General features: G+C 34.4%; 14 protein-coding genes, 2 tRNA genes and 1 pseudogene. 7 read left to right on the forward strand and 10 right to left on the reverse strand.

The annotated features are described in order from the left end of the window. Both M1L26_RS06230 and M1L26_RS06235 read left to right on the forward strand, forming a co-directional pair. Entirely contained in the window at positions 1-1,326 is a 1,326-nt protein-coding gene (locus M1L26_RS06230) for an IS4 family transposase (protein WP_250119932.1), read from the forward strand. Positions 1,327-1,340: 14 nt separating this feature from the next. After that, positions 1,341-2,453 (forward strand): annotated as a pseudogene (locus M1L26_RS06235) (recombinase family protein); the annotation flags it as partial. A 285-nt stretch (positions 2,454-2,738) separates the two neighbouring features. Here M1L26_RS06235 and M1L26_RS06240 read toward each other — a convergent pair. Further along, positions 2,739-4,664: an ankyrin repeat domain-containing protein gene (locus tag M1L26_RS06240; protein ID WP_250120162.1), complete on the reverse strand. Its 1,926-nt coding sequence runs from the start codon at positions 4,662-4,664 to the stop codon at positions 2,739-2,741. Between the two features lie 883 nt (positions 4,665-5,547). After that, positions 5,548-10,941 (reverse strand): ankyrin repeat domain-containing protein, encoded by a 5,394-nt coding sequence (locus M1L26_RS06245; protein WP_250120163.1) that lies wholly within the window; start codon positions 10,939-10,941, stop codon positions 5,548-5,550. 343 nt (positions 10,942-11,284) lie between these two features. Between M1L26_RS06245 and M1L26_RS06250 the strand changes: the two genes are divergently transcribed. The 3 genes from M1L26_RS06250 (at position 11,285) to M1L26_RS06260 (ending at position 14,583) form a co-directional block, all read left to right on the forward strand. Continuing rightward, positions 11,285-11,572: a helix-turn-helix domain-containing protein gene (locus tag M1L26_RS06250; protein WP_250120164.1), complete on the forward strand. Its 288-nt coding sequence runs from the start codon at positions 11,285-11,287 to the stop codon at positions 11,570-11,572. A 440-nt stretch (positions 11,573-12,012) separates the two neighbouring features. After that, entirely contained in the window at positions 12,013-13,851 is a 1,839-nt protein-coding gene (ltrA, locus tag M1L26_RS06255; protein WP_250120129.1) for a group II intron reverse transcriptase/maturase, read from the forward strand. 72 nt (positions 13,852-13,923) lie between these two features. Then, positions 13,924-14,583 (forward strand): integrase core domain-containing protein, encoded by a 660-nt coding sequence (locus M1L26_RS06260; protein WP_250120165.1) that lies wholly within the window; start codon positions 13,924-13,926, stop codon positions 14,581-14,583. 138 nt (positions 14,584-14,721) lie between these two features. On the opposite strand, the gene M1L26_RS06265 is transcribed toward M1L26_RS06260, so the two are convergent. The 6 genes from M1L26_RS06265 to M1L26_RS06290 all read right to left on the reverse strand — a co-directional run bounded on the left by M1L26_RS06265 (position 14,722) and on the right by M1L26_RS06290 (position 17,428). Further along, on the reverse strand, positions 14,722-15,120 hold the full coding sequence (locus tag M1L26_RS06265; RefSeq protein WP_250120166.1) for a hypothetical protein: 399 nt from the start codon (positions 15,118-15,120) through the stop codon (positions 14,722-14,724). Positions 15,121-15,205: 85 nt separating this feature from the next. After that, positions 15,206-15,559 carry a hypothetical protein gene (locus M1L26_RS06270; protein WP_250120167.1) on the reverse strand — a complete coding sequence of 118 codons (354 nt, stop codon included), beginning with the start codon at positions 15,557-15,559 and terminating at the stop codon, positions 15,206-15,208. Between the two features lie 81 nt (positions 15,560-15,640). Further along, a complete protein-coding gene (locus M1L26_RS06275) occupies positions 15,641-15,928 on the reverse strand; it encodes a hypothetical protein (protein ID WP_250120168.1) in 288 nt (95 codons plus the stop codon). Then, positions 15,916-16,743 carry a magnesium transporter MgtE N-terminal domain-containing protein gene (locus M1L26_RS06280; RefSeq protein WP_246433114.1) on the reverse strand — a complete coding sequence of 276 codons (828 nt, stop codon included), beginning with the start codon at positions 16,741-16,743 and terminating at the stop codon, positions 15,916-15,918. Before M1L26_RS06280 ends, M1L26_RS06275 begins: the two co-directional genes overlap by 13 nt. Continuing rightward, entirely contained in the window at positions 16,686-17,126 is a 441-nt protein-coding gene (locus M1L26_RS06285; protein ID WP_250120169.1) for a hypothetical protein, read from the reverse strand. Before M1L26_RS06285 ends, M1L26_RS06280 begins: the two co-directional genes overlap by 58 nt. Positions 17,127-17,352: 226 nt before the next feature. Next, positions 17,353-17,428, reverse strand: a tRNA-Ala gene (locus tag M1L26_RS06290). A gap of 299 nt (positions 17,429-17,727) precedes the next feature. Here M1L26_RS06290 and M1L26_RS06295 point away from each other — a divergent pair. Then, positions 17,728-17,800, forward strand: a tRNA-Lys gene (locus tag M1L26_RS06295). A gap of 17 nt (positions 17,801-17,817) precedes the next feature. Beyond that, entirely contained in the window at positions 17,818-19,071 is a 1,254-nt protein-coding gene (gene nuoF, locus M1L26_RS06300) for an NADH-quinone oxidoreductase subunit NuoF (protein WP_211907605.1), read from the forward strand. Positions 19,072-19,093: 22 nt separating this feature from the next. Here the strand turns inward: nuoF and infC are convergent, their stop codons facing one another. Together infC and thrS are read right to left on the reverse strand one after the other, a co-directional pair. Continuing rightward, complete coding sequence (gene infC, locus M1L26_RS06305) at positions 19,094-19,612, reverse strand: translation initiation factor IF-3 (RefSeq protein WP_108784434.1); 519 nt, start codon at positions 19,610-19,612, stop codon at positions 19,094-19,096. Positions 19,613-19,624: 12 nt separating this feature from the next. Further along, complete coding sequence (gene thrS, locus M1L26_RS06310; RefSeq protein WP_211907606.1) at positions 19,625-21,526, reverse strand: threonine--tRNA ligase; 1,902 nt, start codon at positions 21,524-21,526, stop codon at positions 19,625-19,627. Between the last annotated feature and the right edge of the window lie 165 nt (positions 21,527-21,691).

Raw genomic sequence — 21,691 nt, forward strand, 5'->3', positions numbered from 1 at the left:
ATGAATAAAATAACTTGCTTATCAAAAAAGCTCAAAGAATTTTTTAATGAAAAAGCAGAGAAAATCTCAATTACAACAAGGTTTATAAAAAGAAAGAGAAAGCTAAAAGGTTCATCATTCGTAAAAGCCATGGTCTTGGGTAATATAGGAGTTGATAATTGTAGCGTAGAAACAATGTGTCAATTACTAAACGAGGACTCGATAGATATAACAAAACAAGGTTTGGATTTTAGATTTACTGAAGAAGCAGTGGAATTTATGAAAAGGATGTATAATGAATCTGTGATTCTCTTTAAAAATATCTTGCAAGTTGATTGCAAAATCTTACAGCAATTTAATAGTGTTAAATTATTGGACAGTAGCTATATTACTCTACCTAACAGTATGGAAGAGATGTATAAAGGTTATGGTACTAGCTACAGTGGCTATGAAAGCAATACTAAGTCTGGAATAAAGTTACAATTAGTTTTCGACTACATGAATCAGATAATAGACCAACTTAATTTAACGGAGGGGGTAAGATCAGACCAGGGATATAGGAAACATTTAAGTAATATATTAAGCAATGATTTGCTAATATCTGATCTCGGTTATTTTGTGCCAAGTTCTTTTAAACAAATCAATGAAATAGGAGCTTATTTCATAAGTCGTTATAAATCTGATACCAACATATATGATGTAGAAACAAATCAAAAAATGGAGTTATTAGAATGTTTAGAGGATAAGTTATTTTTAGAAAACGAGGTATTGTTAGGAAAAGAAGCAAAAATTAGAGTAAGAATTATATGTCAGAAACTAACTGAAGAACAGTCTATGGCCAGAAGAAGGAAAGCTAATAGATTAGCAAGATCGCAGGGATATACATCCTCTAAAAGAAATCAAAAATTGTTGAACTGGTCAATATTTATAACTAATGTTCCAGAAAATAAAATTAGTGCTGAGCAAGTATTAACGATTTACAGAGTAAGGTGGCAAATTGAGTTATTATTTAAATTGTATAAAAGCCATATCAGGCTTGATAAGCTAAAAGGAAAGCCATGCAGAGTATTATGTGAACTATATGCTAAATTGTGCGCAATTCTTATATTTCACGGCATAGTTGGTTGCACAGAAGTGAAAAAGAATACAGAACTTAGCTTAACAAAGGCATTTATTGAGCTAAAAAGGCGGGTTAGAGAGTTATTTTTAGTATTAACCAAAATTAATAGTTTAAAAGCATTTCTTAAAAAACTCACTATAACTTGGTCGCTATTTTCATTAAAAGACAAACGTAGAAGGGCTAGAGTATCCACTTTAACCTCTCTAAATTTGCTCACAATCTCTTAACTTGACGCGTATGGTTCGTACAAACAGTGTTATCAGGAGCAGCACAATTAGAAAGAGAGATGATAGTAGAGAGAGTAAAAAATAAAATAGCAACATCAAAAGAACAAGGGCTATGGATGGGTGGAACTTTGCCGCTAGGGTATGATATAAAAGATAAAGAATTAATAATAAATGAGAAAGAAGCGAAAATAGTAGGGCACATATTTGAAAGATATTTGGAGCTGAAGTCAATGGCAGAACTAGCAAGGGAGTTAAATAGCCAAGGTTACAGAACAAAATCAGATATCTTTAAAAAGGCAACGGTGAGAAGAATAATAACAAATCCAATATATGTGGGAAAAATCAGACATTATGAGAAAGAGTATGAGGGAAAGCATGAAGCAATAATAGAAGAGGAAAAGTGGCAAAAAGCACAAGAATTGATAAAGAACCAGCCATATAGAAAAGCAAAATATGAGGAAGCGCTATTAAAGGGAATAATTAAGTGCAAGAGCTGTGATGTAAATATGACGCTGACATACTCAAAAAAAGAAAATAAAAGGTACCGATATTATGTGTGCAATAACCATTTAAGGGGGAAGGATTGTGGATCAGTGAACCGAACAATAGTTGCTGGAGAAGTGGAAAAAGAAGTGATGAAGAAAGCTGAACACCTATATGAAAAATGGGGAGAAAAAGCGGAAGAGTGGAAAAATTTAAGTTTTGGAAAGCAAAAAGAAGTAGTGAAAAAGTTAATAAAGGGAGTAATGGTAAAAAGGGATGGAATAGAGGTGCACTCTGAATCAGAGGAAAAATTTATACCAATAAAAAAGAAAGGAAACAAATGCACGGTAGTAGAACCAGAAGGAAAAACAAATAATGCGCTACTCAAAGCAGTGGTAAGAGCCTACCTGTGGAAACGGCAACTAGAGGAAGGAAAATACGCAAATATAAAAGAGCTGAGTGCCAAAATTAATATAGGTACAAGACGTATACAGCAAATTTTGAGGTTGAACTATTTAGCACCAAAGATTAAAGAAGACATAGTAAATGGGAGACAGCCAAGAGATTTGAAATTAGTTGATTTGAGAGAAATACCGATGCTGTGGAGTGAGCAATTGGAGAAATTTTATGGATTAGCAATGTAACGTTTATAAAAGTAACAATATGAAAAAACATCGAAAAAAGTATGTGCCAGAAAATTAAAAAAGGTTATTACAAAAGGAGCTACTGCAAAGGGCCACACAAAAAGATGCTGAAATTGATATAGAAAAGTAAGTCAATGTTACAGAATCAATTATGCGAAAAATATCAATATAAATAATGAAGATTTTAGCATACTGGATGCAACAATGGTAGAAAATGATCCAAAATCTATAAATTATAGTAGTTTATATTTAAATAATAATCTTTAACCTTTATGGCAAATTAATCTACCTAGCCCTAGAATCATAAGTTCTTCTTAACTCTTCACGTCCTGTCCATTTGTTGTTAGACTCGCTTATTACTTCAGGACGCATTAATCCACCAGATCTAGCAAAAACACCTTGATCTATAGCTTCAATAACCGATAAACCTCCCAATAAGCAATTTTGCCCTATTTCTTCATGACTTGCTATTTCTTCAAATAGATCTTCATCGCTCACTTCTACTCTTATCAATTTTTTATTGTTCTCATCAGGATATAATCTAACTTCTAATTCTCCTAAACTAGTATAAAAAGTTAATACTATACCGCTGCCTTCTGTAAGGTCTGTGTAATTCCTTTTGCCATCTTCAGTTTTAATTTCTACTTCACTATTGCCGATCTTTACTATATTTCTTCCACACTTTACATCTCCATGGGTTAGTCCTAAATCCCTTGTTCCATCTGTAATCTGCGCAACATCTATTATACTGTCTTCTGAATATTCTAAGTAAAAAGTAGCGTTATCCATTTTTGCACAATTTAACTTGCCGTTGGTCGCATTTTTTGCGATTTTCAGAAATTTATGAGTACGATCAACACACTGTTCATGAGCTTTTATCATATTAGCTTTGTGCTCTTTAAACTCCAGTTCTATTTCATCAATAACGTTTAAACTATTCCAGTTACTTAACCTTGCTCCTTTTGATATTAATGTACATACTATATTGCTAGCAACTTCATGGTTTTTTTCTAGTTGGTCAATTCTTTCTAGTATGTAATCTGTGAAACACTGACCTCCATCTTTAGTAAGATTCAATCCCACTCCAGACATGATAGCCTTATCGACAACTTTCTGTAATTCAGCTATGTTTGCAGCTTTTGGTATTTCACTTACAAACTGATTTAGTTGCCGTAGTTGATCTGTTAAACAAATGTCCAATAAACATTGATGTGGTACATAAGTTTCCTCTGTCTCTTGCTCAGTTACCATTAATTGTGATTGAGTTGCCGAGAGTAAATTTATCACTTCAGTATACATATAATCTTTAAGTATTTCTAAATTATTTTCTTCATCCCTAATACTCAAAATCATCTTTAAATCTTCATTGTTTTTATTTTTATCTAAGAACTTTTTCAGGTCCTCAACACCTTGAACGTTATATTTGGAAGAACCATTCTCAAGTTTAGATGTACCTTCAATTAGCTTGTTTAATTCTTCATACAATTTCTTTTGCTCTAAATTAAAGAAGCACTCTGCAACATCCAAAGTACCTTTATCAATTGCAATTTGTAGAGGAGTTTTTCCATTATTGTCCTTTATATTCAAATCAGCTCCATAGCTTACAAGAGAATCCACATATTTCTTTTCAACAGGATAAGTAGCAGCATAGTAATGTAGAGGTGTTTTTCCCTTATAATCTTGTATATTTGGTTCAGCTCCTGCTTTTAAGAGACAATCCACTAAAGTACAACTATCAAATGAATTTAGGATTGTTGGAAGTATATGTAACAATGTTAACTCTGACGCCCCTACTTTAAGATCGAGAACAGTTTTTAGATCTGGATTACTCTTAGTTTTCTGTAAAAATTGTTGGAGTGTTGAAGTATCACGACTATTGATAATATGAAATAACTTTTGAATTAACTTCTCCTGATTCTTTGTTAATTCTGATCTATGCGCTTTAATAACCCATTCTTTTTCTAATAAGCTCCAATTACTTGTATTATCCATTAAGTTCATATTAATCCAAAATAAACTTTGTTTAATGAGTTCGTAGTAGTCATCTTTACTACTTGTTGGTAATTGAGTTATTTCTAATTCCTGGTCATCTGTGCTTGGCCATCTTTGCCCAGTGCTTGGTTTCCATTTCGGTTCCTGCTCATTTGTTTGATCACTTTGCCGATTGGTAAGTTTTATAATATGTTCTACAAATTCTTTAGTCTCAACCATAGCTACCCCCTAATTCTAAATATAGGATGTATTATGTATAATATATAATATTGGTCAAGCTAATTTCAACGTAATATTTTTACTGCTCATATTTTTGTTAAGTTTTTATGGTGAGTACTACTACTAGGTTAAAAGTTGTTTATGACTCCAAGTTTTAGCCAGTTTTACTATAGATCAACAAATTTGAGAAGCACTAGCGATATTTAATATATAGGAATATGATGCTTTAAAGGAGTGCAAAAACTGCTGAAGCTTATACAGTAACCTGCGGAGCCACTTCAGCAGAATAAACAAACACATGCCAGTATTAGTAGAGAATTATTTATAAGTCAACTAACTTTTTAAAAAATATTTTAGTGAAGATACCATGCTAGCTAGTGTTATAAAGAATTGAATTATTGACTCTTCCTAAGATTGCAAAAAAGGTCGTATATTTGTGAGAACAAGCCGCGTAAAAATAAGGTTATAAAAATAGAAGATTTAAATTATTTCAATAAGCTTAGGCAAAACAGTTCGTATGTAGATATGGATGAAATGGGCTAATGTAGCTAGTTTTAGCGTATAGTTAAATTGTTATATTAAAAAGTTCGTATGGTACATATGGTAGACCACGCGATTCCAAGAAAAAATCTTCTCACGCTAGCTGATTTTTGTTGCTGGAAATGGTTGCATCATTTAAATTTATTAATGTTATACACTACCAAATTAATAACTGCTCATTTCAGAACCTCCTTCAACTTTACCCAACTCGACACATATACTTTTTGAAACATTGCTGCAAGTAGAAAAAAACAGGTTACCCACCTTAACTTCTTCAAAATTGCTCACATCTCTACTTGATGCATAAGGTTTTTATTACACTCCTTTCATCTACCGATTAGCTCTACCTACCGCCTTTACCTTTGCTAAGGTCAGAAACACGACTAGCTTCAGGACCTTCTAAACTAGACTGTAGCAGGTCACCAAAATTACTGGGATCACTAACACCAAGCGATATAGGTGCTTCTACTAATCCATACCCTCCTCCTACTCTGTGATATCCTAATTCTAGATAAGTACGTAGTAATGGATCAATTTGTTCTCTATTTTGAATGTATGCTTGCAATTGCACATCTTGAAATCCCGGATCATTCCTGAATAATTGTGAAATGCCCACTCTTATGTTCTGAAAGTAATTTCTATCTCTTTTTGGGTGACCTCTTTCAAGAAAATCGCGTATTATATTTATGATATTCTGCACTTTCCCAACAGGATTTTCGTTTAGAACTCGATTAATACTATTAGCATTTTCTAATGCCCATAAACCACAATTCCAGCCATCTGTTTGCTGACTAACAGAAACATTATTAATCCTGATATTATTTCCTAAGTTATTTTGAATGATATCAGTAATATCACCTGGAACAGCAGTAGCAGTTGAATCAGCATAGTATCCAACATAGTTCCCATTTTGACGTTCAATCACTAGTGTAACCCAATGAGCATTATTTAAAGTAATGATTAAGGTTAAACGCTGTTGTTCTTCATTTTCCCTAAATTGATTTAATACTCCAACAATGGGCTCGTTACCGTCATTCCCCTCCAAATTAGCTACTTCAAAAGTGTGATTACCTTTAGTACAAAACTGATATAGCAATCTTGCAGCACGGGCTATATCAATTTGTTGAAGCCAGTAATCATAATAGCCAGCACTTGTTGCAAATTCCAGTGTAAGCAGATCATTTACTTCTATCTGTTGGTTATCAAGAATCCCTCTTATTTGTGTTAATATGTCTTGCACAGTTTGAGTAGTAGGTATAGTTTTATGCTCTAATGAAGACCTTCTCTCTATCACTTTCTCATTAGGTAGCCCTTTCACCTCTACCAACTTAATTAAGGATTTTCTATCGAAACTACTTGGTAGATATTTTACTATCATTTCACCTATTTCTAGAGGTAAATTTTTCACTACAAAAAGATTGAAGATTGCTTCCAAAGCTCGATTGAATAGGTGTAAATTCTCCTTTCCTATTTCATATTGACTTTCCATTATCTTGGAATACGTAGGAAATTTACTTTTATATTCACCTTTCTCCAATACTGTTACTATATCTTTATTAAGCATCAAAGATGCTAATTTATCACCTTTGCTTGTCAAAAGATCGTAAAATGTAACATTACCATTAATTATTTCTTTTTTTATCCCTTCTATTTCATTCACACATCTATCAATATATTCTGACGCTTCTATTTCAAGATCGGGATTATGTTGCACGATATCTCGTGGCTTTCTTACATTGCAACCCTTTAACTTAACTTCATGTTCCATTAAAAGCTTTGCTATATCTTGAAACTCATAACCTACAGCCCAATCTAAAGGATAGTCAACATCCTTAATTTCAGCTCCTTGTTCTATTAGGGTATTTACTGCCTGTATATTATTACTTTTAACAGCCCAATGTAAGACAGTATGTCCACTTCTACTCACCCTATTAACATCAGCCCCTCGTTCTATTAGAGCATTTACTACCTGTATATTGTTCTCCCTGATAGCCCAATGTAAAGCAGTATGTCCACGTCTACCCACCCTATTAACATCAGCCCCTCGTTCTATTAGAGCATTTACTACCTGTATATTGTTCTCCCTGATAGCCCAATGTAAAGCAGTATGTCCACGTCTACCCACCCTATTAACATCAGCCCCTCGTTTTATTAGAGTATCTACTACCTCAAAATTGCCTCTTTCAACAGCAAAATGTAAAGGAGTAAATCCATACCTATCTGCTTTATTAACATCAGCCCCCCGTTCTGTTAGGGCATTTACTACCTGTATATTGTTGCTTTTAATAGCCAAATGCAAAACAGTATGCCCATGTCTATCCACCTTATTAATATTGGCACTTCCTTTTATTAGAGCATTGATCAGCTCAACATTACCTACTTGAACAGCTAAGTGCAAAGGAGTATACCCATCCCTATTTATCCGATTAACATTAGCACCTCGTTTTATTAGAGTATCTACCATCTGTATATTGTTGCTTCTAACAGCAAAATGTAAAGGAGTAAATCCATACCTATTTGCTTTATTAACATCAACCCCCCGTTCTATTAGGGCATTTACTACCTGTATATTGTTGCTTTTAATAGCCAAATGCAAAACAGTATGCCCATGTCTATCCACCTTATTAATATTGGCACTTCCTTTTATTAGAGCATTGATCAGCTCAACATTACCTACTTGAACAGCTAAGTGCAAAGGAGTATACCCATCCCTATTTATCCGATTAACATTAGCACCTCGTTTTATTAGAGTATCTACCATCTGTATATTGTTGCTTCTAACAGCTAAATGTAAAGGAGTGTATCTATCTCTGCTTACTTCATCAACATCAGCCCCTTGTTCTATTAGACTATTTACTAACCCTATATCGTTCTTCCTTAGAACAGCTAAATGTAAAGGTGTGTATCTATCATCATCACCCACTTGATGTGATATTAGAGCATTCACTGCATCGAAATTGCCTCTCTCAATAGCAAAATGTAAAGGAGTAAATCCATACTCATTTGCTTTATTAACATCAACCCCTCGTTCTATTAGACTATTTACTAACTCCATATCGTTTCTTAGAACAGCTAAATGTAAAGGTGTACATATATCATCACCCACTTCATGTGCTATTAGAGCATTTATTATCTCAGCATTACCTAATTGAACAGCTAAGTTTAAAGGAGTACGTTCATATTTATCTGCTTTATTAATATCAGCACCTCTTCCTACTAAAGCATTTACCATCTCAAGATTACCTAGTTGAACAGCTAAGTATAAAGGAGTACGTTCATATCTATCTGCTTTATTAACATCAGCACCTCTTCCTACTAAAGCATTCACTGCCTCGAAATTGCCTTCCTCAATAGCTAAATGTAAAGGAGTACGTCCATATCCATCCGTTTGATTAATATCAGCACCTTCTTCTAATAAACAATTCACTGCCTCGAAATTGCCTTTCTCAATAGCTAAATGTAAAGGAGTGCTTCCGTAAGCATATCTGTCACTACTTCCGAAAACAGATTCGTCACTATTCATTTGATTAACGCCAGCCCCTCTTTCTATCAGAGCTCTTATCACCTCTGCATTGCTTACTTGAGCAGCAAAATGCAAAGGAGTAAATCCATACTTACCTACTTCATTAACATTAGCACTTCTTGCTAATAAAGCATTTACTACATCAACATCACCTACTTGTACAGCAAAATGTAAAGGAGTAAATCCATCATTATTCATTTGATTAATCTTGGCACCTTGTTCTATTAGAGCATTTATCATCTCAACATTACCTGCTCGAGCAGCTAAATGTAAAGGTATATATCTGCCCCTACTCTCTTGACAAACATTAGCCCCTTGTTTTATTAGACTATTTACTAACTCCATATCGTTCCTTAGAACAGCTAAATGTAAAGGTGTACATATATCATCACCCACTTCATGTGCTACTAGAGCATTTATTATCTCAGCATTACCTATTTGAGCAGCAAAATTTAAAGGAGTAGATCCATACTTATCTGCTTTATTAACATCAGCACCTCTTCCTACTAAAGCATTTATTATCTCAAGATTACCTGATTGAACAGCTAAGTGTAAAGGAGTATGTCCATATCTATCTACTTTATTAACATTAGCACTTCTTGCTAATAAAGCATTTACTACATTAACATCACCTACTTGTACAGCTAAGTGTAAAGGAGCACGTTCATATTTATCTGCTTTATTAATATCAGCACCTCTTCCTACTAAAGCATTTACTACATTAACATCACCTACTTGTACAGCTAAGTGTAAAGGAGCACGTTCATATTTATCTGCTTTATTAATATCAGCACCTCTTCCTACTAAAGCATTTATTATCTCAAGATTACCTGATTGAACAGCTAAGTGTAAAGGAGTATGTCCATATCTATCTACTTTATTAACATTAGCACTTCTTGCTAATAAAGCATTTACTACATTAACATCACCTACTTGTACAGCTAAGTGTAAAGGAGCACGTTCATATTTATCTGCTTTATTAATATCAGCACCTCTTCCTACTAAAGCATTTATTATCTCAAGATTACCTGATTGAACAGCTAAGTGTAAAGGAGTATGTCCATATCTATCTACTTTATTAACATTAGCACTTCTTGCTAATAAAGCATTTACTACATTAACATCACCTACTTGTACAGCTAAGTGTAAAGGAGCACGTTCATATTTATCTGCTTTATTAATATCAGCACCTCTTCCTACTAAAGCATTTATTATCTCAAGATTACCTGATTGAACAGCTAAGTGTAAAGGAGTATGTCCATATCTATCTACTTTATTAACATTAGCACTTCTTGCTAATAAAGCATTTACTACATTAACATCACCTACTTGTACAGCTAAGTGTAAAGGAGCACGTTCATATTTATCTGCTTTATTAATATCAGCACCTCTTCCTACTAAAGCATTTATTATCTCAAGATTACCTGATTGAACAGCTAAGTGTAAAGGAGTATATCCATATTTATCTGCTTTATTAACATCAGCCCCTCTTTCTATCAGAGCTCTTATCACCTCTGCATTGCTTACTTGAGTAGCAAGATGCAAAGGAGTAAATCCATACTTACCTACTTCATTAACATTAGCACTTCTTGCTAATAAAGCATTTACTACATCAACATCACCTACTTGTACAGCAAAATGTAAAGGAGTAAATCTATCATTATTCATTTGATTAATCTTGGCACCTTGTTCTATTAGAGCATTTATCATCTCAACATTACCTGCTCGAGCAGCTAAATGTAAAGGTATATATCTGCCCCTACTCTCTTGACAAACATTAGCCCCTTGTTTTATTAGACTATTTACTAACTCCATATCGTTCCTTAGAACAGCTAAATGTAAAGGTGTACATATATCATCACCCACTTCATGTGCTACTAGAGCATTTATTATCTCAGCATTACCTATTTGAGCAGCAAAATTTAAAGGAGTAGATCCATACTTATCTGCTTTATTAACATCAGCACCTCTTCCTACTAAAGCATTTATTATCTCAAGATTACCTGATTGAACAGCTAAGTGTAAAGGAGTACGTTCATATCTATCTGCTTTATCAACATCAGCACCTCTTCCTACTAAAGCATTTACTATCTCAAGATTACCTGATTGAACAGCTAAGTGTAAAGGAGTATATCCATATCTATCTGCTTTATTAATACCATACCATAGCAAAATAGCTAAGGATGAAAGAAAAGGAATGTGTCTATCTTCCATTTTGCCTCGTTAAATACCTTACTATAACACTTAAAGTAAAATTTGCAACCAATATAAGTTGTTTAAAAATGTCTTACTTGGAAATATCTGTTACACTTGTTTTGGCTGCGTTAACTTTCCTTAGAACCTGTTAAGAATCTTGGAAATATGAGTTAAAATAGGCATAGATTTAAGAAAGAGGTATATATCTATGCAAAAAAGTTATCCAAGTGATATAAGTTGTGTGATTCATAGAGGTTATTACAGCAAAAATGTAAGATAAAATAAAAACTTTGACTTGTGATAGTTTAAATACCTTATTACAATAATATGAATAAATTCATCAACAAGAGGCAATCAGTAAATGGATACCAAAGTTAAGTTGCGTTTGAATTGGATAGAATTATACAAAAAATTAGGTCATGCAGGCAAAGTGTGTCAACACTATAACATTTCACGCTTTACCTTACGAAAATGGTACAAACGTTATGAAAAGCTAGGTGCACAGGGATTGTCAAACCTTAGTAGCAGGCCTAAAACTTTACCCTTACAAAAAATCAACGAGTCAAATGAGCAGCTCATTCTTCATCTGAGAAAAGCTAGAAAATTAGGAGCAAGACGTATTCAAGCTGGTGCGGCCCGAAGGTCATAAATGTCGTGATGGTTAAATTCCATCTCCCATAGCATCTGGGTAAAATCATGATCCACACCTTAAGAAAGTGGCAAATTCTCATGGTGTAAGCATGGATCAAAAGGGAGTAATATCAAACCTTATGATAAATCCTCTCGAGAAGAGTTAGATATGGCTACGAAAAGAAACTTATGTTTGAACTGTCGTTAATTCGAATATGCGAAATAAGGTTGAATACGCATATACCAAAAGGTATGAAGAAACGGGTAATTAGGATCGGCTTTTCCTGATTAAGATGCTTCCAATCTTCCGGCAGATAGTAAGAGCCTAAGTTTAACGAGAAACGATTTTATGGAACGGAGTAACTACATAGAAGCTCTTATTATTCTTTATTTTCAAAAGGATAACTAAGAAGGTAGCCAGCCGAATGCTCCTATGTAGAGGGATTGTCTAAGAAGCTAATGCCTAAGGTAATGTTTAGGATATGCAAACGTAGACACTGTAGTTTGGAAGGTAAAGTTGTGAATAGTAGTGAATATGTTATGAGCCAACAAAATGTTAGGTATGAATGGAATGAAATTCCTTGGCGCAAGCTGGAGAAATCTTCATTTAAGCTACAAAAACGAATTTACCGAGCTTCACAATGTAATGATATCAAAAAGATGCATAATCTTCAGAGATTGTTACTCAGATCAACAAGTGCAAGAACGCTCGCTGTTAGAAAGGTAACTCAGGATAACAGAGGAAAAAAGACTGCAGGTATAGATGGAAAAGCGAATCTTAATCAAAAAGAAAGGTTACAATTAGTATATTCTTTGGATATAAGAGAAAAAGCAAAACCATCGAGACGAGTTTGGATTCCAAAACCTGGTAAGCCATCGGAGTATCGCCCGCTTGGTATTCCTACAATATCAGATCGAGCAAAACAAACACTTGTAAAAATGGTGATAGAACCGGAGTGGGAAGCAAAATTTGAGCCAAACACATATGGTTTTAGGTCTGGTAGGTCGTGTCATGATGCCATTGAAGCTATATTCATAGCACTAAAACAGAAAACAGCATTTTTACTGGATGCAGATATTTCAGGGTGCTTTGATAACATCAACCATAATGCATTACAAAAAAAGCTTAACACCACACCAACATTAACTAAAGTTATAAAAAGGTGGCTAAAAGCAGGAGTTATGGAAGGTAAAGCGTTTAGACCCACAAAGAGTGGTACAGTACAAGGCGGAACTATTTCACCTTTGTTAGCAAGTATAGCTCTACATGGGTTAGAATATTACCTAAAAATGGCATTGAGAAAGGAACTATTTGATTATCAAAAGAAAAAATATGGTAAAGCTTCACATAAACATGCTGGTCAATCACTAAGTGTGATTACTTATGCAGATGATTGTGTGATTCTCCATGAAAATGAGGAAATTGTTTTTAAGGCAAAAAATCTAACGGAAAGATGGTTAAATACCATTGGATTAGAGTTAAAGCCATCAAAGACAAAAATATCTCATACGTTAAAAACTTATGGAGGACAAATACCAGGTTTTGATTTTCTTGGGTTCACAATACGACAATACTTAACAAAACAAAGTAAGAAAGGTTATAAATTATTAATTAAACCAAGTCGCCTCTCTATAAAACAACATGCTAAAATCATTAAGCAAAAACTTAAAGAAATGCGTGCAGCACCTCAAGAAGCAGTAATTAAAAACCTTAATCCAGTTATTAGAGGATGGAGTCAGTATTACTCTTCGGTAGTGTCACATAAAGTATTTAGTTCTTTAGATCATGATATGCATGGAAAGCTTTGGAAATGGGCAGTCTTTAGACACTGTAACAAAGGGAAGCATTGGATTAAGAGAAAATACTTTCGAAAGAAAGATAACGATAATTGGAGATTTATGACGAATAACAATTTACTGCTTGTTAGGCACGTAGATCATGCCATAAGAAGGCATATCAAAGTGAAAGGATCTAGATCTTTATATGACGGAGATTGGTTATATTGGGCAAATCGCTTAAGTAAAGTTCCAGGAAAATCACCACGAGTAATAAAATTAATGAAGTTGCAACAAGGTAAATGTGATCAATGTCAACTTTGGTTCAAAAATGATGATATCCTAGAGATACACCATAAAGACCGGAATAGACGTAATAATATGAGCAAAAATTTATCCTTGTTGCATGGGCATTGTCACGACGAATTACATGGGAGTATGCATGAAAAGCGCCAAATTAGAGAGAAGCCGGATGATGGGAAACTATCAAGTCCGGTTTTGAAGTCGAGTGGGGAGAGGTGACTTTCCTCACTTAGATAACAATTGAAGCGTTTACATGATATCTCTTTTGCATTGGCTACTATACACAAAGTTTTGAAGAAACACGATGTAAGTCTTTTACGTATTAAACGCCACTATCGCAAGCAGATTAAGCGTTATAACTGCAAAGTGCCAGGAGAGCGTGTACAAATGGATGTTTGCAAAATATCCTCGGGGCTTTATCAATATACTGCTATAGATGATTGTACGCGTTATAAAGTTATCGCATTATACTCAAGGCGTACTTCAAAAAATACTCTGGATTTCTTAAAACAATTAAGGGAAAGGGCTCCATTTCATTGTCAAAGGATTCAAACCGATAGAGGACAAGAATTTTTTGCTTACGAAGTGCAAGAGTGTCTAAAAGAATGGAAAATAAAATTCCGTCCAATTAAGCCGTTTTCACCACATTTAAATGGTAAAGTAGAAAGAGCGCAGCGTACAGATTTAGATGAATTTTATAGTAGCGTTAACATTAAGGATCATGAACTGCAAGTCAAGCTTAGGGATTGGGAAGAATATTATAATAAACAACGTCCTCATAGCTCTCTTCAGGGAAAGACTCCTTGGGAAAAATATAAAGAACTGGAAAAAACAATTCCTTGTCTAAGTGAAATACAAAAAAATTATATTTCATCAAAAGAAACGTTTGTCATGCAAAATTACAAACATGACCAAGAGTTAAAGTCACTTCAAAAATACAAAACCTCTTAACAGGTATTTCAAGTTCAGACTTGATCTGACAAATTAGTTGCAATAACCTCTATGAATCACACACCCCCCCCTACTATAATATATCAGAGTGAGTTGGTGCTTCCCATTCTACGTTATTATGGTCAATTATTGCTGCTTTTAATCCTTCAACTTCTCCCCTAGGTGATCAAGTTCTTCTGCCCATGTTCTATAGTTTTTATTATTATCAATAAATCCATCCTGTTGAATTAACTCATTCAAATGAGATAAACCTTTGGCCAAGCGTTGGTTTGTATCAAGAGACTCTTTTCGAAGTTGTACTATGTTTTTCATAAGTGAGACATTCAAATTAGAAACAAACTTCTCATTTAAATCGTAGATTAACTTATCCATAACTTGATAGACGTAATGAATTGTTGCAATTTTATCTTCAATGTCCTCAAAGTTTGTGGGCTTAACTTTAACTTCTATATTGTCTATTTCTTCAAAGTTGAAATCGCTCATTTGGTTTATTGCTTCAAAGTTATTTTCGCTTTCTTGTTTACTGTTGTTACTCATATTAGCTCCATAAAATTTTAAAATCAACCCAGTTATATTGAAATGGTATGTACAGCCTGCTAGCAAGCTGTTACTTTTTTACACCTTACAACATGTCATGATAGGGTGGTGCCTCCTCAGGTAACATATTATTTACTTGAGCTGTTAAATCTGCTAGATCTTTTTGTAATCCTTTACTTTTGTTGCCTATAATATCTTGCAAACTTGCAACTTTATCTTGCTCTTCTTTTAACATACTATTCAACCTATTAATAAGTTGTTCATTAATATTATTAGCTAATTCATCAAATACTTTTTTAACAGTATCACCACTAACCGCTTTCTTAAAGTCCTGTATATCCTTACCACTACCTGTCTTAAGTTTAATAAGACCAAGAGCGCTTATAAGTTGTTCTTCATTATTAGCACTTTGTAAAAGGTTTTGCGAGTTCTCACTCATATAAATTACCTCCATAAATTATTAAAGTTTAAATTATTTTTTAGTTTCACATGCACACTGTTGATTTATCAATATCCAAGTTCACAATAAATGATCTGTTACTGCAAACTCAGCATTAACATCTTGAAGAACGTAAGTTGATGGATGTGCATCATTCCAATTTGCTTCACTCTCCTCAGGAAGCATTCGTTCAACCTTACTCATAAGGTCTTTCATTTTTTCATTTTGCTCATTAAATTTCTCCTTCAATGCATCAATAATAGCACTAGACTGATCTTTACTGCCAAGATCACCAATCACAGATATGACTTTCTCATGAGGCAGTTTGTGAATAATATCTTTAAGATCTTTTACATCTACGTTATCCAAAAGTTCTTTAAACTGCTCATGAGACATACTATGAGCAAAAGCTTTAAGTTTTTTTCTGGGTTGTTAGCTAAAGACTTAACAACCATCTGAATCTTATCAGAATCATCAGTTAACTCTCGAGCTACTATTGCAAGTTTCTCATGGTCTAGCTTATTAATTAAATTATGTAATTTATCTCCTTCTAACATTTTTACTAGAGTTGAAAGTCGATCTTTTAATGCTTCATGTAGAAGAGTGTTGAAAGCTTTCTCATCTGCATCTTTTATTAATTCTACAAACTGATCATTGCTCATTGTATTAATAACTTCCTGAAACTGATCCATTTTCAAGTGAGGGAAAATTTCTTTTACTTGATCTAGGTTAAAGTCTTTTACTAAGTTTGCAACCTGATCCTTATTTAATAAGGGGACTATTATTCCTAACTTTTTTGAATCCAATGTGTGAGTAAGGGCTTGTAATTGATGATTGGTTAGATGATCCACTAAAGCTAGGAATTGGTTGTCTGTTAAGTTCTCTGCTAAAGCCTGCAACTGGTTTGAGCTCAACTTAGGAACGATTTTTTGTAGTTGCCCATCTGTTAAATTCTGTGCAAGAACCTGCAGTTGCTTGTTACTAAGAGAATTGGCAAAAGTCTTTAATTGATTTTCTGTAAGATCTTTGATGAAAGTTCTAGCAAACTCATCTGATAGTATTATCTCCTTGTGAGATGATATAATATAATTTATTTCCATTTGTTTCTGAGATAATATTGCCCGTTCTAGTGTTTCAGAATGCTGTGAATCAATAGCATTTCCCTGCTCATCTGAAAATAACATTTGTGGCTGTGATCATCCAACTCTTCCCATGTTAGATATTGATATTCTACTGGTCTCAAAAAAAGGATCGGGACTGAGTATTCAGGATCATTATGAAGAACGAAGTTTGCTTGCATTAATTTACCATCATAATATACAAAAGAGTAGCAATTGTCCAATGAATTATCACTTATTTGAACAAGATCTTTTCCGTTATCAATCAGGCATATAAGTGACATTGTATGCGATATTGTACACGTTGTTACCTTCAATATTGGTTTTATAGTATCTTCACTATCTAATGGTTGAAGTTCAACTCTAGAAATCTTTTCAGTCCTTCTAGTAATATTTTTTAACTCTATACTATAAGTTTCAATCTTGTCAAATTCACTCCCAGGCACCATTTTAAAAACATGTTTTTTCCACTCATAGGTATTACCAAACCAATTTAATTATAGCTATTCTAACATTTATTGATTAATTTATTACTAAGTTGGCATGCATTAGAATTATAATAACAAACATCACTTGTGTTAGGAAAAGTTATAAGAAGAAGTAGGGATTTTTGGGAAAATAGATTAAAATAAGCTGTTTTGATAGGATTTATAGTATCCTAGGGATAATATAGATTGGTGGAGGCAAGCGGGATCGAACCGCTGACCTTCTGCGTGCAAAACAGATGCTCTACCAGCTGAGCTATGCCCCCAATTCTTGCTTAAAGCATAAATCACTCACGCTGAAATGCAAGAAATATTTATCTGTTATGCTATTACTCAATAGTGCGCAAACTCTGCAGTTATGTAAAATTCTCCATCTTTTTAGAGTTGTATCTCAGCTTTGCCAAATAAATCTGTTAATTAACAAGAAATTTTCCTTCAAAAATTTTCAATTAAATTATCACTAACGCAGTATATTATATAATTTATTTAACCACGCATGAAAATTTTAGTTTGATTAAAACAGATAAAAACTATATTACTGTTTAGTATATCTGAAAAATAAAATGATCCCGTAGCTCAGCCGGTAGAGCAACTGACTTTTAATCAGTGGGTCACGCGTTCGAATCGCGTCGGGATCACTTAGAATCTTAAAAGCATGCTAAAAGAACAGGACAAAATATTCACAAACTTAAATGGTAAAGAAACACCACTACTTGAGGGTGCAAAAAAACGTGGTAGTTGGCAAAAAACAAAGGAATTACTGGATTTAGGATCAGAAAAAATCATTGAGGAAGTAAAGAAATCTGGCTTGAGAGGTCGAGGGGGTGCAGGATTTTCTACTGGCCTTAAGTGGAGCTTTATGCCTAAAAATACTTCAAAAGCGTATTTAGTAGTCAATGCAGATGAGTCAGAACCTGGTACGTGTAAAGATAGAGATATATTACGATATGAGCCACATAAGTTACTTGAGGGAATTCTTCTAGCTGGCAGAGCGATCAGCGCATCAGTTGCATATATTTATATCAGGGGTGAATTTTATAATGAATATTTAGTTCTAAAAAAGGCACTTGAGGAAGCCTATAAAGAAAATTTAATTGGAAAAAATGCCTGCAAATCAGGTTATGATCTTGATGTATTCATTCACAGAGGTGCAGGAGCTTATATATGTGGAGAAGAAACAGGTCAACTTGAATCAATTGAAGGAAAAAAAGGCTTTCCTCGCATGAAACCTCCATTCCCTGCGGGTGTTGGACTTTTTGGCTACCCAACCACAATAAACAACGTTGAAACTATAGCCATGGTTCCAGATATTCTAAATCGCGGAGGAGAGTGGTTTGCATCTCTGGGTAAACCAAATAATACTGGCACTAAGGTCTTTTGCATTTCAGGGCATGTAAATAATCCATGTAATGTTGAAGAAGAGCTCGGAATTTCACTGCGTGAATTAATTGAAAAATACGCAGGTGGAGTGAGAGGAGGTTGGGATAATTTACTTGCTGTAATACCTGGTGGGTCTTCAGTCCCATTAATTCCAAAATCTATATGTGATACTATTGAAATGGATTTTGATTCATTAAGGGCTGCACAATCAGGGCTTGGTACTGCTGCTGTAATAGTGATGGATAAATCAACTGACATAATAGCTGCAATAGAAAGATTATCACATTTCTATATGCATGAGTCCTGCGGACAATGTACACCATGCCGTGAAGGCACTGGATGGATGTGGAGAATTATGAGAAGAATGGTAGCAGGAAATATTAAACCTGGTGAAGTAGATAAGCTACTTGACCTTACAACTCAAATAGAAGGGCATACAATTTGTGCACTTGGCGATGCTGCAGCTTGGCCAGTTCAAGGATTAATCAGACATTTTCGTCATATAATTGAAGAGAGGATAGTAACTTAACTTATACTTTTAAATGATTTTACTACTTAGCAGCTAAAGTTAAAGAATATTGATTTCCTTCCCTTTTAGGTGCTAATTCTACTTTTGCAATATCTTCAGCGTCTCTAATTAGCCGTTCTAATTTTTCCAGCCCAACTTCAGTGTTTATAAGCTCTCTCCCTCTAAATCTCATTGTGACTTTAATTCTATGTCCATGCACAAGAAAATCCCTTGCTTGACGCAATTTTGTTTCGTAGTCGTGATCACCAATATTAGGACCCAGTTTAATTTCTTTTATAGTTAATGTTTTTTGTTTCTTTTTTGCTTCACTTGCCTTCTTTTTTATATCATACTTTTGTTTGCTATAGTCCAGAATCTTACATACTGGAGGAGTTGAATCAGGTGCGATTTCTACCAAGTCTAAATTAACACTTTGTGCAACTTCCAAAGCTTGTTCTATTGGAACAATTCCGACCATTTCACCACTATGATCAACTAAGCGTACCTCCTTAGCTGTGATGAGTTCATTAATTCTGTTTTTATTGTTCTTTTTGACTTGCAAATTTTAGCTCCATTAATTCAAATTAATAATTTTTAACAGCAATTCAGTAGCATTCTCCAAAGAAAAAGACTCCTGTTTTTCCGATCCTAAATTTCTCACTGACACAGTTTTATTTGTAACTTCATTTTTGCCCATGATCCATAATATAGGTACCTTACTTGAACTATGCAAACGTATCTTATAGCTAATTTTTTCATTGGTCAAATCAGTTTTGATTCTCACACCTTGTTCTTTTAAAACGTTGCTGATTTCTGTAGCATAACCGTCAGCCTCATTTGTAATGGTCAGAATAGCAAGCTGTGTTGGAGCAAGCCAAACTGGAAATTTTCCTGCATAATTTTCTATTAAAATTCCAATAAAACGCTCAAAAGTTCCAAGAATTGCCCTATGTAACATGACAGGGTGATGCTTGTGCCCGTCTGCTCCTATATAAAAAGCTCCAAGCCGCTCCGGTAAAATAAAATCAACTTGCAACGTTCCACATTGCCAATTTCTACCTATTGCATCTTTCAAAACAAACTCTAACTTTGGACCATAAAATGCACCTTCACCAGGATTAAGTTCATAACTAAGCCCTGCTTCTTTAACTGCTTCAAGCAGTGCTCTTTCAGCTCTATCCCACACTTCATCATTACCTGATCTAGTATCTGGACGGTCTGAAAATTTCACAGAAATTTCATTGAACCCAAGTTCTGAATATACTTCTTTTAAAAGGTCACAAAACTTTACAGTTTCAGAATTCACTTGTTTTTCCATACAAAAAATATGTGCATCGTCTTGCGTAAAACCACGCACTCGCATCAGTCCATGCAATGAGCCTGAGCTTTCATTTCTATGGCATGTGCCAAACTCTGCCATACGTATCGGTAAATCACGATAGCTTCTGGTGTGAGAATTAAAAATCTGCACATGACAAGGGCAATTCATGGGTTTTATTGCTAGTTTTTTACTTTCAGATTCATCAATAATGAACATATTTTCACGAAACTTATCCCAATGTCCCGATTTTTCCCACAGCTCTTTGCTTACTAAAATAGGGGTTTTTACCTCAAAGTAGCCATTGTTCATTAACTTTTTTCTGATGTAAGACTCAAGAACATTATATAAAGTATATCCCTGTTCATGCCAAAAAATCTGCCCAACAGCTTCCTCTTGAATGTGAAATAAGTCCATATCCTTAGCAATTTTGCGGTGGTCGCGTTTTTCTGCTTCCTCCAAACGTTTAAGATAAGTATTTAATTCATCCTTATTTCTCCACGCGGTGCCATATATTCTTTGCAACATTGGGCCCTTAGAATCGCCACGCCAGTATGCACCTGCTACTTTCATAAGTTTAAACGCTTTAACTCTGCCAGTTGATGGTGAGTGCGGACCACGACATAGGTCTACAAAGTTGCCTTGTTTATAAACAGTTAGGTTTTCGTTTTCTGGTATTGATGAGACAATATCAACCTTGTATCTTTCACCTATATCACTAAAGAAATCAATTGCCTGCTTACGAGTCCAAACTTCTCGGACGAATCTGTGGTTACTTTTTATAATTTCCTTCATTTTTTTTTCTATTGCAGTAAGATCGTCCGTGGTAAAGGCACGATCTGTAGCAAAATCATAGTAGAAACCATCTTGAATTGTTGGCCCGATAGTAATCTGAGTATTAGGAAAGAGCTCTTTTACTGCCTGTGCCATTATATGAGCAGCATCATGCCTTACTATATCTAAACCCGCTTCGTCACTCAGTTGTATTACCTCTATCTCTGTATCAGATTCAATTTCACGTGAGAGATCATACAACTCACCATTTACCTTAAAGGCAATTGCTTCTCTCAAAGCATCCGGTTGTAATATATCAAAGCCAGTGACTCTACCACTGTATTCTTTTACTTTTTGTTCGGCTAAAAAGGTAACTTTTATCATTCATTAGACCTTTTGTCATCCCAGTGCTTGACACTGGGATCCATGTTTCTTTCTTTTCTAGATTCCAGCGTCACGCGCTGGAATGACACCAAAAGGTGAGCTACTGATCTTTCAGTTAAATAACAGTTGTACAAGAGATCTATTACATACTTGCTGTAAGAAATT

The organism is Wolbachia endosymbiont of Ostrinia scapulalis, from assembly GCF_023559145.1.
GTDB lineage: Bacteria > Pseudomonadota > Alphaproteobacteria > Rickettsiales > Anaplasmataceae > Wolbachia.